Annotated in this window: 12 protein-coding genes; 11 read left to right on the plus strand and 1 reads right to left on the minus strand. The window is 48.9% G+C overall.

Going from position 1 to position 15243, the window contains the following annotated elements; all coding sequences use genetic code 11:
* Position 1 precedes the first annotated feature (1 nt).
* The 9 genes from NTZ10_03120 to NTZ10_03160 all read left to right on the plus strand — a co-directional run bounded on the left by NTZ10_03120 (position 2) and on the right by NTZ10_03160 (position 10648).
* Positions 2 to 964, plus strand: a complete 963-nt coding sequence (locus tag NTZ10_03120) for a GDP-L-fucose synthase (protein MCX5749219.1) — start codon at positions 2 to 4, stop codon at positions 962 to 964.
* A 5-nt stretch (positions 965 to 969) separates the two neighbouring features.
* A complete protein-coding gene (locus NTZ10_03125; protein MCX5749220.1) occupies positions 970 to 1995 on the plus strand; it encodes an MraY family glycosyltransferase in 1026 nt (341 codons plus the stop codon).
* Positions 1976 to 3829, plus strand: a complete 1854-nt coding sequence (locus tag NTZ10_03130; GenBank protein ID MCX5749221.1) for a nucleoside-diphosphate sugar epimerase/dehydratase — start codon at positions 1976 to 1978, stop codon at positions 3827 to 3829. Before NTZ10_03125 ends, NTZ10_03130 begins: the two co-directional genes overlap by 20 nt.
* Before the next feature lie 4 nt (positions 3830 to 3833).
* The gene (locus NTZ10_03135) at positions 3834 to 4250 is read left to right on the plus strand and encodes a hypothetical protein (GenBank protein ID MCX5749222.1); all 417 of its coding nucleotides are present in this window, start codon (positions 3834 to 3836) and stop codon (positions 4248 to 4250) included.
* A gap of 11 nt (positions 4251 to 4261) precedes the next feature.
* Positions 4262 to 5380: a glycosyltransferase family 1 protein gene (locus NTZ10_03140; protein ID MCX5749223.1), complete on the plus strand. Its 1119-nt coding sequence runs from the start codon at positions 4262 to 4264 to the stop codon at positions 5378 to 5380.
* A gap of 2 nt (positions 5381 to 5382) precedes the next feature.
* The gene (locus NTZ10_03145) at positions 5383 to 6474 is read left to right on the plus strand and encodes a glycosyltransferase (protein MCX5749224.1); all 1092 of its coding nucleotides are present in this window, start codon (positions 5383 to 5385) and stop codon (positions 6472 to 6474) included.
* 132 nt (positions 6475 to 6606) lie between these two features.
* A complete protein-coding gene (locus NTZ10_03150) occupies positions 6607 to 7980 on the plus strand; it encodes a sugar transferase (GenBank protein MCX5749225.1) in 1374 nt (457 codons plus the stop codon).
* 2 nt (positions 7981 to 7982) lie between these two features.
* Positions 7983 to 9725 carry a Wzz/FepE/Etk N-terminal domain-containing protein gene (locus NTZ10_03155; GenBank protein MCX5749226.1) on the plus strand — a complete coding sequence of 581 codons (1743 nt, stop codon included), beginning with the start codon at positions 7983 to 7985 and terminating at the stop codon, positions 9723 to 9725.
* 14 nt (positions 9726 to 9739) lie between these two features.
* On the plus strand, positions 9740 to 10648 hold the full coding sequence (locus NTZ10_03160) for a Gfo/Idh/MocA family oxidoreductase (GenBank protein MCX5749227.1): 909 nt from the start codon (positions 9740 to 9742) through the stop codon (positions 10646 to 10648).
* Here NTZ10_03160 and NTZ10_03165 read toward each other — a convergent pair.
* Complete coding sequence (locus tag NTZ10_03165; GenBank protein ID MCX5749228.1) at positions 10640 to 13270, minus strand: hypothetical protein; 2631 nt, start codon at positions 13268 to 13270, stop codon at positions 10640 to 10642. The two genes, NTZ10_03160 and NTZ10_03165, sit on opposite strands and share 9 nt — an antisense overlap.
* 91 nt (positions 13271 to 13361) lie before the next feature.
* On the opposite strand from NTZ10_03165, the gene NTZ10_03170 reads away from it, so the two are divergent.
* Both NTZ10_03170 and pheS read left to right on the plus strand, forming a co-directional pair.
* Positions 13362 to 14141, plus strand: a complete 780-nt coding sequence (locus NTZ10_03170; protein ID MCX5749229.1) for an RNA methyltransferase — start codon at positions 13362 to 13364, stop codon at positions 14139 to 14141.
* Between the two features lie 13 nt (positions 14142 to 14154).
* Positions 14155 to 15144: a phenylalanine--tRNA ligase subunit alpha gene (gene pheS / locus NTZ10_03175; protein ID MCX5749230.1), complete on the plus strand. Its 990-nt coding sequence runs from the start codon at positions 14155 to 14157 to the stop codon at positions 15142 to 15144.
* Positions 15145 to 15243 lie beyond the last annotated feature (99 nt).

The raw sequence follows: 15243 nt of genomic DNA on the forward strand, positions 1-15243 counted from the left end.
CATGCCCGATGATTTTTGGAAAAATAAAAGGGTCGCCGTTACAGGGGGCGCGGGTTTTTTAGGTTCTCATTTGACCGGGAAATTGGAACAAAAAGACTGCAAAAATATATTCGTGCCTCTCGTAGAGGATTATAACCTGGTGGAAAAAGATCCTATAATCAAGATGTACAAAGACTTAAAACCTGACATTGTTATACATCTTGCGGCAATAGTGGGCGGGATCGGCGCGAACATGGCAAATCCAGGCCGTTATTTTTATGAAAATCTTATGATGGGTGTTCAGCTTATTGAGCAGGGGCGTCTTTTTGGGATAGAAAAATTCGTTGCGATAGGTACTATTTGCGCTTACCCTAAGTTCGCTCCTATTCCTTTTAAGGAAGAAGACTTATGGAACGGCTATCCCGAAGAGACCAACGCGCCATACGGGCTGGCAAAAAAAATGATGCTCGTGCAGTCGCAGGCATACAGGCAGCAGTACGGTTTTAACAGTATTTTTCTTCTTCCCGTGAACCTTTACGGACCGGGTGACAACTTTGACCTTAAAACCTCCCATGTTATCCCTGCTCTCATCAGGAAATTTGTTGAAGCAAAAAAACGGGGCGATGCTCAAATTGAGGCATGGGGCACGGGAAACGCGAGCCGTGAGTTCCTTTATGTTGAGGATGCCGCGGAGGGCATACTTCTCGCGGCTGAAAAGTACGACAAGCCGGACCCTGTGAACCTGGGCGCGGGTTTTGAGATAAAGATCAGAGACCTGGTCGACTTGATCGCAAAACTGACGGGATTTAAAGGGAAAGTCGTTTGGGACCCGACAAAACCGGACGGCCAGCCCCGCAGGATGCTCGATGTCTCCCGCGCGCAAAAAGAGTTTGGGTTTTGCGCAAAGACGGATTTTGAATCAGGTCTCAAAAAAACAATAGAGTGGTATAACAACAGCCTTCACAAGGAGCAGACCGAAAGGTAAGACCTATGACCGACAACTTTTTTATAATTCTCCCGTTAGTACTGGTGATCTCAATACTAACGACCTTTATACTGCAATGGCTGTCATATAAATTCGGGCTGTTTTCCGACAAGCCGAACCGCAGGAGCTCCCACTCAAATATCATTCCCAGATGCGGAGGCGTAACATTTTTGATCTTATTTGCCGTATTCATATTTCCTTTATTTGATCTGAAAAACAGTCTGAATATCGCCTATCTGGCCGGGGCGGCGGCATTCCTTGTCGTCGGCCTGTCAGACGACCTTTCAATAATGAAAGGCAGCCATAAGATCGCCGCGACTTTTGCGGCCGCATTTATCCCGATCATATTCGGGGTCAGGCTCGACGGTTTCGGGCTGGGTTTTGATGCGGGTATTTTCAGCTATATGCTTACTTTCCTCTGGATCTTCGGGCTGATAAACGCGTTCAATTTTATGGACGGCATCGACGGCCTGATAGGAGGGATATCACTGATCTCCTCTTTTGTCTTGCTGGCGTTCTCGCTTATCTCCGGAAATATTACGGTCGCGATGGTGTCAACCGTAATAATTGCCGGCTGTCTGGGCTTTCTGTTGTTTAATTACAGCCCCGCATCGATATTTCTCGGCGATACCGGAAGTTTATTTTTAGGATACAATTTTGCGGTGCTGTCAATATTTTTGGCAAACTCCGGTGCCTGCAAAGTCCAAATATACCCTTTTGTCATACTTTTTGCTCCCGTAATTTATGATTCGCTAAGTACCGTTATAAGAAGAGCCTGGGAAGGCAAAAATCTGATCGAGGCCCATAGGGACCATCTGTATCAGAAATTGATAATCCACGGTTATTCGCACAGAAGTATCAGCATAATATATTACGTGCTTACGATATTTCTGGGCTATATTTCAATAATGTCAAGATCAATGCTATTATCAACAAAGATACCGGCAATGATCTGTCTGTTGTTCTTTTTGGCCGCGGGTTCGGTCATCGCCGAAAGGCTGGGAAAAAAACATGCTAAAAAGCATAATTAAAAGACTTGAGCCGTTCCTCCGGGAGAACAAGCTGGCAATATTGCTTTCTGTCGATGTTATCTCGATGACCGCGTCAATATTATTGTCGGTCGTCCTGCTTGAACAGAACAACTGGGCGGATATCGCCGCTTTTATCTTTCATTACTGGTGGATATTCCCGTTCATCATCGCGTTCAGGATAGGTGTCTTCAGGAATTACGGCCTGTACCACTGGGCCTGGCAATATATGAGCGTAAAAGAGGTCCTGTCACTGATAAAGGCGATCGTGTTAAGTTCGATGCTCGTTTTGATGAGCCTGATAATCTTAAGCCAGAGGGATTTCCCTTTTTCTCTTCTCGTGATAGAAGCGTTCCTGTGCTTTGCGGCTATCGGCTCCACGAGACTTATCATAAGATTGTGGAAGGAATCGCAATCAAGGCTGCATTATGAAGGAGAAGAGCGGAGAGCCCTGATAGTAGGCGCGGGAGACGCGGGAGAGACCATACTCAGGGAGATGCAGAAAAATCCGCAGTTGAAATATGTCCCCGTAGGTTTTGTTGACGACAATTTATCAAAACGGGGCGTGTTCATACATCATCTTCCCGTTTTAGGCTCTTCCCAGGAGATCCCGGAAATCGTGGAAAACAATGAAATTGATGAAATAATAATCGCGATACCTACCGCCAGCAGAAAGCAGATCAGGAAGATCGTCGGTTATTGCGAGGAAACCAAAGCTAAATTCAAGATCGTTCCGGGAATATACGAATTGATCGACGGTACGGTCCATGTGGCGCAGATAAGAAATGTCGAGATCGAAGATCTTTTGGGGAGAGAGACGATCACGCTCGACAATAAGAGCATTTCTTCGTACATATCCGATTCGGTGATCATGGTCACGGGAGCGGGAGGCTCTATCGGGTCTGAGCTTTGCAGAAAGATCGCGATGTTCAATCCCAAAGAATTGGTCTGTATCGGAAAAGGGGAGAACAGTATTTTTGATATCGAAGCGGAACTCACGGATAAATATCCGTTCCTGGAGATACGGCCTTTTATCGCAGATATACGCGACAAGGCGAGGATGGAAAATATATTCAAACGGACAAAACCGGATGTCATTTTCCATGCCGCGGCGCACAAACACGTGTATCTGATGGAGAGAGACGCCGATGAAGCGGTGCTGAACAATATAATGGGAACAAAAAATATGGCAGAACTGGCAAAAAAATATAAAGCAAAGGAATTTGTGCTGATATCCACGGATAAAGCGGTCAATCCGTCCAGTGTCATGGGCGCGACAAAAAGAATAGCGGAAATGACAATAAAATCTCTGGCGGACAGCCAAAGCGATACTAAATTCGTTTCCGTCAGGTTCGGCAACGTTCTGGGAAGCAGAGGAAGCGTCGTCCAGATATTCAAGAAACAGATAGCCGAGGGAGGTCCAGTTACTGTCACCCATCCCGAAGCAACAAGATATTTTATGACCATACAGGAGGCGGCGCAGCTGGTCATCCAGGCAGGCGCAATGGGCAGCGGCGGAGAAACATTCATCCTTGATATGGGAGAGCCCGTGAAGATCCTGGACCTGGCAAAAGACCTTATAAGGCTGTCGGGGCTTGAAATGGGCATCGATATTGATATAAAATTCGTAGGTTTAAAACCCGGCGAAAAGCTGTATGAAGAATTGCTGACCACTGAAGAAGGCACTAAAGCCACAAAACACGAAAAAATATTTGTTGCTCCGGCAGCCATGATCGACAGGGGCAGACTGGATGATATTATTGATAAACTTGAGAAAGCGGCGGAAGAAGGGCATTGCGAAGAAATAAAAGCCTTATTAAAGGTAACCGCTAAATAAATATATGGAAAACATAAAAGCCCATTTATTACTGGCGCTGAAATTGATAATGGACGCGGTCTCGATCGCGGCGGCATATGTCCTGTCATATTATATAAAATTCGGTTTCTCGTCTAATCCGGACAAATTCATATCAACATACCTGAAATACCTGTTTTTTTTGATAATTATGTGGCTGGTCATCCTTAATCTTCTCGGATTGTTCAAGCCCTACGGCCAGCAAACATCCTGGCTGAATAAACTTAAGATCATAGTGATCGCCGGAATAATATCCACAGCGCTTAATTATCTCGTGGTCTGGTTTTTTTATAAAGAAGCGATCTTTTCGCTGTCTGTCATACTGCTCGGCTCAATAATATCGGCCGTTCTTTTGACGGCGACTTCTTTCGTCATCCACATATTTTCTTCAAAGCTGCATTAGGACCATATGTTATGCGCATAGCCATTAATGCGGGTCTCTTGTCGGAGCGGGCCTTCGGCATCAGGACATATCTGGAGAACCTTGTCAGGGCGCTTCTTGTAATCGACGGCAAGAACCGGTATTTCCTGCTGGCAGGCGGTGATGATATCGCGCGTCCGGCCGGCAATGCAAGCGTGGTAAAGCCCGCCTGGGCATTAAACAATTATTTTTTGCGCAACCTGTGGGAGCAGACAGCGCTGCCGCTCCTGCTTGACAGGATCTCACCCGATATATTCCACAGTCCCGACCATATACTGCCGCTGATGCCGGCAAAAGGAAGAAAGGTCATAACCGTCCACGACCTGGCTTTTTTCAGGCTGCCGGGCGCTTATTCGTTAAGAAAAAGGGCCTTCAAGCATCTGATAACGCCGGTAACGGTCAGGCGGGCCGACAGGATCATCGCGGATTCGGATAACACTAAGAAGGATATCATCGAATATTTCGGGACGGACCCGGAAAAGATCGACGTGATCCATCTCGGGGTCGGGGAAGAGTTCAAGGTCATCAGTGATGAGGCGGCGCTGGGGCGCGCGCGCGAAAAATACGGACTGAACAGACCGTTCATCATGTTCGTCGGCACGATCGAGCCCAGAAAGAACATCAAAAGGCTGGTGGAAGCTTTTATTTCAGCCGTGAAAGACAAAAAGATAAGCGAAGACCTTGTCATAGTCGGCAATAATGGCTGGCTGTTTAAAGATATCCTCAGTTTCATAAAAGAACAGGGCATGGGAAGGGTGAAGATCATTGATTCTATGCGGCAGGAAGACCTTCCTCTGGTCTATAACTGCGCCGAACTTTTCATCTATCCGTCGCTTTACGAAGGATTCGGGCTGCCTCCGCTTGAGGCGATGGCGTGTGGCGTGCCGACAGTAACATCAAACACTTCCTCTTTGCCGGAGGTCGTAGGCGACGCCGCGATCAAGGTGAACCCGTGCAATACGGGCAATATTTCAGACGCGATAGTCCAGGTGCTATCGGACCCTCGGATCAAAAAGAGCCTGTCGGAAAAAGGGCTCGAGAGGGCAAAGCTGTTCACATGGGAAGCCGCGGCAAGACGGACAATAGCAACTTATGAAAAGGTTTTAAGATGACGATGAAAGTCGCGTTGGTCCATGACTGGCTGACGGGTATGGGCGGCGCGGAAAGGGTCCTGGAGGACCTGTGCGGGATCTTTCCGGAAGCTCCGGTATATACTTCCGTCTGCGATAAAGACAGACTTTCCGATACTCTGAGAAAAAAAGATATAAGGACATCGTTCATCCAAAAACTCCCTTTCGCAAAGCAAAGATACAGGGATTATCTGCCCCTGATGCCTTTTGCTTTTGAAAGTTTTGATCTGAAAGGATATGATCTGGTCATATCTTCCTCGCATGCCTGCGCCAAGGGTGTGATGACCGGGCCGAACACCTGCCATATCTGCTACTGCTATACGCCCATGAGATACGCGTGGGACATGTACCATGAATACCTGAGGTTCGAAAAAGTCAGGGGTTTAAAGAGGCTGCTTGCCCCCCTGGCGATGCTGTACTTAAGGACATGGGACAGGATAAGCTCTAAAAGAGCGGACCATTTCATAGCGATCTCCGATTTTGTCGCCGGGCGGATAAAAAAATATTACGGAAGGGAAAGTACGGTGATATATCCTCCGATCGACGCGTCAAAGTTCAAACCGGCCGCGGGGACAGGCGGTTACTATCTCGCGGTCTCGCGCCTTGTACCGCAAAAAAGGACAGATATCGTCATCGAAGCTTTCAACAAACTCGGGTATCCGCTTAAAGTCATCGGAACGGGGCGGGATATGGCGGACCTGAAAGCTATCGCGGGTCCGAGCGTGGAAATGCTTGGTTTTGTAAGTGACCCCGAGCTGGCAGAATATCTGTCGGGGTGCAAAGCCCTGGTATTTGCCAGCCATGAAGATTTTGGCATCGTTCCTCTGGAGGCCCAGGCTTCGGGCAGGCCGGCGATAGTTTACGGTAAAGGCGGCGCAGGCGAGACCATCATTCCCGGTAAAACAGGTATAATATTTGAAGAGCAGACTCCAGGATCGATAATCGATGCCGTGAAGAAATTTGAAAAGATGTCGTTTGACAGTGCAGCGATAAGAAAACATGCGGAAGATTATGATAAAGAGATATTTAAGAGGAAAATAATAGAATTTGTTGAGGAGAAGATGGGGTGTAGGTAGCCCTCACCCTTCCCTCTCCCAGAGGGAGAGGGCGTATTAGAATATGCAAATGGAATTATTCAATAAGCAATTGTTAACTCCCCCTCTCCCTACGGGAGAGGGTTGGGGTGAGGGTCAAGAAAGGTAAATTTCATGAACAGAAGAGGCTTTTTATTCAACCTGTTCGTAATATCCTGCGATGTCCTGATAATAATCTTTTCTTTCAGCGCGGGCCATTATCTGAAACAGGGTTTTCATATCCCTTTCGAGATGCTGGTGATCCAGAACTCAAGGCTTCTGATATTCGCGGTATTTACGGTGCTTGTTTTTTTTAACCTGCTCTCCGTCTATTCCACATCGGTCAAGAGGTCCGAGTTTGACGAGGCTAGCGCGGTGGCTGCCGGCCTTACGCTCAGCATGGTCTTCTTTGAATTCATGACCATCTTTTACAGGGACCTTATCTTCAAAAGACTGATCATCTTCTACGCCTGGCTGATCTCGATGGTCCTTATCGGAGCGGTCCATGTCGGTATAATAATCATCCAGAAAAAGGTCTTCAGCAGAGGCATAGGCATCCTCAGGATCATGATCATCGGGCACGAGGAGGAACGGAAGCTGATATCGCAGAAGATAAAGGATCATCCGGAGATGGGGCTGCGCGCAGCGCATTCCATGGGCCCTGTAGAAGCCCTGTCAAACGCCATTGACCTGAGAAAAATATTCCGGCAGAACAGGATAAATAAGGTGATCTTTTCCGTGCCGGACGCTTCCAACGGGCAGATACTGGCCCTGATAGAAAAATGCGAGCTTGAGAAAGTGGAGTTCCAGTTCGTTCCCAGAGTGCTGGACATAATCGAATCAAGGATCAGCTCGGATGAGATAATAGGGATCCCCCTGATATCCGTCAGGGAGATAAAGCTGTACGGCGCCAATGCTTTCATCAAAAGGTGTTCGGACATCATCCTTTCAATAGTATTAGGCGCGGTATTTTTCCCCGCGATGTTCATCATAGCGGTCCTGATAAAACTCGGCTCAAAAGGTCCCGTCTTTTACATGCAGAAAAGAGTGGGACGCGAAGGCAAAGAGTTCAAGATGTTCAAGTTCAGGTCGATGGTTATCGGTGCCGAAAAAGAGCTGGACAAGATCGCGCACAGGAACGAGGCGGACGGCCATATTTTCAAGATAAAGGACGATCCCAGGACCACAAGGATCGGAAAAGCGCTCCGCAGGTCAAGCCTTGATGAACTGCCGCAGATAATAAATGTCATCAGGGGGGAGATGAGCTTTGTAGGACCGCGGCCTCCGCTGCCGGATGAGGTGCAAAGATACAGCTCCTGGCACAAAAAACGGCTGCGCATAGCCCCAGGCCTCACCGGACTGTGGCAGGTGAGCGGAAGGAGCGGCCTGTCATTTGAGGACATGGTAAAGCTCGACATATTCTATATCGAGAACTGGTCCCTCTGGCTTGACGTAAAGATAATATTTAAGACGGTAGCCGTTGTCATGACCTCAAAGGGGGCGTACTGAACATGGATATAAGGCACCTGATCTCGATGCTGCAGAAAAGATATGTTTTATTCCTCGCGGTGTTCGTATCCGTCCTGGCGCTTGGGATCATTGTCTCTTTTGTCGCGCGGCCCTCGTACCTGGCGACCTCAAAACTGATAGCGATGAGCGGGGACCTGCCGGTACTGTCGGATACTACGGTAAAACTGAACATTCCCAGGAGCAGCCTGATCGACTCGCAGATAGAGATGATAAAGGACAACGCGGTGATAAACGAGGTGATAAAGGAACTGGATATCAGGAACGTTACGGGAGACCTCGTCAGATCGGCCGATCTTCTGTCGCGTCTGAGCGTTCAGCAGCTGGAAGACACCGATATAATACAGATAAAAGTACGGTCGCAGGACCCTGTCGAGGCGGCAAATATTGCGAATTCGGCCGCAAGGCAGTTCGTCAAGTGGACGCAGAAAATAGACAGGATACAGGACGAATATACCGGCAGGTACATCGAAGAAAGCCTGAAGCAGATAAAATACAGGCAGTTCCTTCTGAGCAGGAAGATCACTGATCTGAAGAATAAAAAACTTATGTACCCCGTGCCGGAAGACCTGCATGAAGAAATACTCAAGCAGATCGAGCTTGAGGTCGAAAAAGCAAAAATAAACATGATATTGAAAGAGGAACAGTTAAGGCTGTTCATCACGGAAAACAATGATATCGTGAACACCCTCAAGAACAGGATACAGTTCCTTGACCGCGGCATAAGCGGCTTTGCGTCAAAGATCTCGCGGCTGCCCACAGGCGAGGCGGCCGGCGTGACGACCGAAAAAGAAGAAAAAGTGCTGAACAGCCTTTATGCCATGTTCTTCCAGAAAGGCAGCGAGCTGAAAGTATCGCAGGCGCTGAAGCAGGGAGGGGCGCGGATAATCTCTTATGCGGGGGCGGCTTCTTCGCAGCAAAGGCCGAGAAAAATATTCGTGTTTTTCGCGGGATTGATGCTTGCTTTTATTGTATCAGCGGGGACCGTATTTATGGCGGAGTATCTTGACCACTGCGTCAAGACGGGCGAAGAAGTCCGCAACATCCTCAAGGTCCCGTTGATATGCGAGATACCTTTTAAAAAACCGGACGGGATGCGGTCCGCTATGAGCGCCGCAAAAAAAGACGCTGCGCTGAAGCAGGAAATATCCCGCCTCGCCGACTATCTTGACAGGAAGTTCGATGTCCTGAAAAAGACGGTCATCTTTTCGGGGGTGCCTGCCGATAAAGGCAAGGCTTTTGCCGCATTGAACCTTGCTGTGTCCGTCTCGCAAAGCGGCAGGAACGTCCTTGTCATCGATGCCGACAGTTCTTATCCCTGCGCCGATACGGTATTTGCCGTCAAATCGCTGCCCGGCCTGGGGGAAGTCATGTCAGGCGAAAAAGAGATCGGGCCCGAAGTCATAAGAAGCATTGAAAAAAACCTTTCCGTAATGACCTCAGGGGCTCCGGCAAAAGAGGAGCCGGGCCTGTTCGACCAGGAAAAAGTCAGGAACATACTCATGAGACTTAAAGAGGACTTTGACGAGGTGATCATCATCGGCCCGTGCCTTAAAGAAAAAATGGCGCTGATGAACCTGTTCCGGTTCGCGGAGGCCAACGTATTTGTGGTATCCCACGGGCATGCCCTGAGAGAGCAGGTCAGGGAGGCGTTCGAAATAGTTTCGACAGCCGGGGCAAAGACCGCGGGCGTTGTGTTCTCTCACGTAATATTCCCAAAAGCATAGGAGATTTGAGGGGCATGATAAAAGCGGGCGTCATAGGGACGGGTTTTATGGGGGAACTTCACTGCAAGGCCTACAGCGCGGCCAGTGAGGCGGACCTCGCTGGAATTTTTGATACGGATAATAAAAGGGCTGCGGAGATCGCGGAGAAATATAAAACGGTCCCTTTCAGCGATCCGGAAAAGTTCCTGGAAGCGGTGGATATCGCAAGCATAGCCGTCCCGACAGTGCTTCACTTCAGATACGCAAAGATGTGCGCCGAAAAAAAAGTCCATACTCTCATAGAAAAACCGATAACCGCCACGACGCAGGAAGCCGGGGAGCTTATGAGATTGATCGACGCCTCGAACACAATATCCGCGGTAGGCTACATCGAGAGGTTCAACCCGGCCGTGACAGAACTTTTTAAAGCGCTGAAAGGAAAGAAAGTATTGTCCATAAAAGCATCAAGGCACGCGCCGCCTGCCGGGAGGGCGAACGACGTGAGCGTCGTGATAGACCTGATGCTCCATGACCTTGACATCGTCCTGAATATTGCAGGGTCAAGGCCGGTTGGCGTTGCGTCAAGAGGCGGAAAAGCAGGAGGCGAGGTCCTGAGTTCCGTAGATGCGGACATCATCTTTGAGAACGCTGTAACAGCTGAACTTTCGGCCAGCAAAATAGCGCCCGAAAAATCGAGAACGATAGAGATCAAATGCGAGGACTGCGAGATCAATGCCGATCTGATAAAAAGGAATGTGACCGTAAGCAGGAACGGTTCTATCGTCGAAACGACACAAGCAAGAGGGGAAGAGCCGATAAAGGCGGAAGTGAATGACTTTATCGAAAGCGTGATACTGCGCAGGAAGCCGGCCGTGAGTGCGAGGGATTCCCTGAATTCTTTTTATCTTGCGGCAGAAATAGAAAAAAAGTGCGTGCTATCTTAAAAGGATGATCCTGCTTTTCGATGTTGAAGATCCGCCCGACGCGTCCTTTGCCGCGACACGGATTATATAAGTGCCGTTTGACAGTGCCTCTCCAAAAGAATTATTGCCGTCCCAGGTAAGATCTTTGTTAAAGCCCGAGACCGCGGTCCCCGACTTCTTACAGACAAGAGATCCTTTAATGTCGAACACGTACAGCGTGACAGTAGAATCTTTGGAACAGTCAAAAGTTATCGCGGCACTGCCGCTTGCGGGGTCGAACGGGTTCGGACAGGCAAGGAGATTGCTTATGCTCATATCCACATCGGCAGGGGCGATGTAGAGTGTCTTACCGCTTATAGACGTTTTGTTCCCGGCAAGGTCGCAGACAGACACCGTGATATTATTAGACCCGTTTTCAAGGTTCACGGAAGCGCTGAACTCGTTATTTTTTACGGAAATGCCCTTGGCGGGTTTTTCATTCACGAGTATACTGAAGGTCGAAATAAAAGTCTTGTCCGCTTTGCCGGCTATCTCAATAGTGCCGGTCCCCGTCTCCGCGGGTATTTCTTTAGACAGCGTGAGCACGGGCGGCACCGTGTCGACGATATAATTATATTTTGCCGGAGTGCCTGAATTCCCCGCCAGGTCCCTGGTGTTTATCTCAAGGCAGTAAAGTCCGTCCTTAAGCGGTTTTTCAGGATAAAGGACTACGGAAGAAGAACTTTTATCAAAAGATGCAGTTGTCTCAACCGTGACGCCGCCGCAGGACAGCCTTCCTTTTGTACCGGAAGGATCAGCGCCGGCACCTTCGTCCGCGATAGGGGCTATGACGGCGTCTATTCTGTTTGAAAATATTTTATCTCCCGGGGCTGACAGAACGACCGTCGGGCTTTTTGAGTCAATATTAATGTTCAGCGTGCTTTTTTTGACGCTGCCGTTCTTATCGGCGATACTGAGAGTAAAACTATTTTTGCCGTGCGGCAGCCACTGCGGGAGCTTAACAAAACCGCTGATCCTGTCACTGATGAGGTCATAGGCCAGGGAACTCTCGGCAGTGGAGCCGCTGAAAGTTATCGCCGCTTCCTGCTCGTCTTCGATCAGATGATCTGTCAAAAACTGCGCTTCCATTGCAATGGTAGTGCCCGGCCTGACCCAGTCTTTTTCCGACGGTTTATTCAGGGCGAGGTCCGCGGAAGCCGGCATGTAATACACGGTCCTTGTCAGTGTCGACCTGTTTCCGGCCAAATCTGCCGCTTCAAAGGTCATAATATTTGGTCCGGCTTTCAATATTTGCCTGGTATTAAAAAATCCCGCGGCCCCCAAAAATATCTTAGAGCCGTTGATGATGAGGACGGCATCAGCCTCTGTAGTTCCCGAGACCGCTATCTCGCCGGTCTCTGCCGTTGAATTATCGGAAGGAGAAATTATGGTCAATATCGGTTTTACACGGTCAAGAGTAAACGACCGTACCTTTGAGGAGACGGCGCTAAAAGCGTCACTTAGATCGATGCGGTAATAATATCTGCCGTCTTTCAGTGATACCGGCATCCTGAAAGAAAAGCCGGCGGGAGCCACTTCCTGATATGATCCCGGAGAAAACAGGCTGTCCTGCGAGAGGGCAAGAGTATATTGCAGATCATCGGGATCTTTTACCGGCATGATCTTTACGGTAACTTCCGAGGTCGCCGAAATAAGATCATCAGGTGTCAAAAGAACCGGAGAAGACGGGGCAGGAAGGTCGATACTAAACAGGGCGTCATTACCCAGCACAGCGGTAAATCCGGAATTACCCGGCAGGAGCGTCATGCCGTTCATGCTTTCGGCAGGGAAGGGCAGTAATAGATTAACAGCCTTTTTCCACCGGTAGCCGTTGTCGAAAGACCTGGTCAGCATCAGGCTGTTGCCGCTTCTAATGCAGAGGAACATGGCGTTTTTCAGGACGGCCGCGATGTCAAAGGAATCTACGGCTGAAGGGCTTACAAATATTTCGCGCGGCGTTGACCATGAGGTCCCGCCTGCCGGCTTTGAAACGAGGATGATCTTGTTCATTCCGCTTTCTGATATTACTGATGCCGCATAGCAGTAACCGTTAAGTATTTTTACCTTGAAAGACCCGGCACCTGACACTGAGCTGAAAGGCGCTGACGCTGTCCCCCAGGAAACGCCCAGGTCCGGAGATTCCCTGTATGAGATACTTTTTGCGGCTTTATCGGTAAAAGCGAGGCACAAATAGTTGTTTTCCGCGGCAAGATCTATGAAGGAGGGCTTTTTATCGAATTTGTACAGCCCGACAGGCGAGGTCCAGTTGCTGCCGCCGTCGCCTGACTTTGAAAAGAACAACCTGTTCTGTGTTATCCAAAATAGCCTGATCTCACTGCCGGAAAAGAAAAGCCTGATGAAAGAGCAGTTATCTCCGAGCGCTTCGACGGTCTGCGCCTCTGTATAAGTGCGGCCGAGATCGGCTGACCTTGAGATCGTTATATCCCTGCCTGCAGCGGCCCTGTAAAGCGTATTTGATGCGATGCCGTAGTCATACAGGTCCTGGTACAGCGTTTCCGCTAAAGTGCCGGAAGAAAAAAACAAAGCGCTTATGCACAGTAATACTGCCGCGAGGTTTATTAATTGCCTGCAATTAAAGCGCATAAAAATTTATTAAGTTAATTCTAACACCGCGGTTATTATATATCAATAAGTAATTGCCTTGCTATGCCATCTAAGTTATAATTTCATTAACATGATAGAAAGCGCGGATAATACCAAGATCAAGCTGGCAAAAAAATTGCTCTCAAATAAAAAGGAGAGGGATAAAGAAGGCCTGTTCGCAGTAGAAGGGCCGCACCTGATCGAAGAAGCGGTAAAGAGCGGTATCGAGATAAAATATATTTTGTACGGCAGCAAAGCGGAGACGGCGCTCGCAGCTTTGAATGCGGATAAGATCGAAAAGTTCATGGTCTCTGATAAGATAATAGCTTCCGTTTCCGACACCGTGACCTCCCAGGGAATACTGGCCGTGGTCAAAAAACCTAAGGCCGGTCCCGGTATTTCAGGAAAATATATTGTTATGTGCGACTCGATACAGGACCCAGGTAACCTTGGGACGATAATACGTTCCGCGGCGGCATCAGGATTTAATGTTGTTGTCTCGGGTGACAGCGCGGATGTGTATAATCCAAAAACAGTTCGCGCGACGCAGGGCGCTTTGTTCAAAACAGCCGTCTTTGAAGACGCGGACCTGAAAGAGGCATTAAAGAAGACAAAAGGCAGGGTCCTTGGAGCAAAAATGAACGCCTCAAAGTCTATATATGAAGTGAAACTGGATACGCCTTTTACTGTTATAATTGGTAATGAAGCAGGCGGCATCAGGAAAGAACTGCTGGACCTCTGTGATGAAAAGGTAAAAATACCCATGGAGGCCGGTGTCGAATCGCTCAATGCAGGGGTTTGCGCGTCAATAATAATGTTCGAATCGATGAGGCAGAGGGGACAGCAGAATGCAGTCCGCAGTAAGCAGTAAGTGAAAAATGGACATTGAAGAAAAAATTCAAAAGACAGAGACAGAAGCTCTCGCGGAGATAGGGGCGACTTCCGACTTAAGGACTTTTGAATCGGCGAAAAACAAATATCTCGGCAGGAAAGGCCTTATAGCGGAGCTTTTCAACGAGATGAAGGTGCTTTCGCCGGAGGAGAAGAAGAAGGCCGGAGCTTTGTTGAACGGCCTGAAGATGAAAGCGGAGGAGAAGGCGAAGGAGAAGGCGGAGGCGTTAAATGCCGGGTCTTCAAAAAGAGCGTCTGACAGGCTTGACATCACGCTTCCCGGAAAAAGGATAAAAAAAGGCAGCATTAATATAATCACACAGGTGATGGATGAAATGCTTGCAATATTTTCTTCGATGGGATACATCGTTGCCCAGGGGCCCGAGATAGAGACCGACTATTATAATTTTGAAGCCCTGAACATCCCGGCGGACCACCCCTCGAGGGACATGTGGAGCACTTTTTACGTGTCCGGAGGAAAACTGCTCAGGACCCACACCTCTCCCGTCCAGGTGAGGTTCATGGAAAAGAACGACCCGCCGTTCGCGGCGGTATTTCCCGGCAAGGTCTACAGGCGCGACGCGGCAGACGCTTCCCATCTTCCGGTATTTCATCAACTGGAAGGGCTGCTGGTCGGCGATGATATAACTATGTCCGACCTGAAAGGCACGCTCACAAAATTTTTAAGGAAGATGTTCGGGCGTGACAGGAAAGTACGCTTCAGGCCGAGTTTTTTCCCGTTCACAGAACCTTCAGCGGAAGTGGATGTAGAATGTTTCATCTGCGGCGGAAAAGGCTGCCGGCTTTGCAAGAACACGGGATGGCTTGAGATCCTCGGCTCGGGAATGGTGGATCCGAACGTCTTTCCGGTGAGCGGGTTCGCGTTCGGCATGGGAATAGAGCGCATCGCGATGCTCAAATACGGAGTCGATGATATCCGCGTGTTTTTTGAGAATGATTTAAGGGTATTGAGGCAATTTTAAACCTCACCCCGCCTCGCTCACGCTCGGCACCCCTCTCCACTTTGTGGAGAGGTGAAAGCGACCCCCGATGAAATCGGGGGGAGCAGGGGTGAGGATTTG

Source organism: Candidatus Saganbacteria bacterium (assembly GCA_026387835.1).
GTDB lineage: Bacteria > Margulisbacteria > WOR-1 > JAKLHX01 > JAKLHX01 > JAPLKZ01.

Bases quoted from the DNA above. Each gene is read 5' to 3' on its own strand.
- NTZ10_03120 (MCX5749219.1), top strand. From the start codon at position 2: ATGCCCGATGATTTTTGGAAAAATAAAAGGGTCGCCGTTACAGGGGGC.
- NTZ10_03125 (MCX5749220.1), top strand. From the start codon at position 970: ATGACCGACAACTTTTTTATAATTCTCCCGTTAGTACTGGTGATCTCA.
- NTZ10_03130 (MCX5749221.1), top strand. From the start codon at position 1,976: ATGCTAAAAAGCATAATTAAAAGACTTGAGCCGTTCCTCCGGGAGAAC.
- NTZ10_03135 (MCX5749222.1), top strand. From the start codon at position 3,834: ATGGAAAACATAAAAGCCCATTTATTACTGGCGCTGAAATTGATAATG.
- NTZ10_03140 (MCX5749223.1), top strand. From the start codon at position 4,262: ATGCGCATAGCCATTAATGCGGGTCTCTTGTCGGAGCGGGCCTTCGGC.
- NTZ10_03145 (MCX5749224.1), top strand. From the start codon at position 5,383: ATGAAAGTCGCGTTGGTCCATGACTGGCTGACGGGTATGGGCGGCGCG.
- NTZ10_03150 (MCX5749225.1), top strand. From the start codon at position 6,607: ATGAACAGAAGAGGCTTTTTATTCAACCTGTTCGTAATATCCTGCGAT.
- NTZ10_03155 (MCX5749226.1), top strand. From the start codon at position 7,983: ATGGATATAAGGCACCTGATCTCGATGCTGCAGAAAAGATATGTTTTA.
- NTZ10_03160 (MCX5749227.1), top strand. From the start codon at position 9,740: ATGATAAAAGCGGGCGTCATAGGGACGGGTTTTATGGGGGAACTTCAC.
- NTZ10_03165 (MCX5749228.1), bottom strand. From the start codon at position 13,270: ATGCGCTTTAATTGCAGGCAATTAATAAACCTCGCGGCAGTATTACTG.
- NTZ10_03170 (MCX5749229.1), top strand. From the start codon at position 13,362: ATGATAGAAAGCGCGGATAATACCAAGATCAAGCTGGCAAAAAAATTG.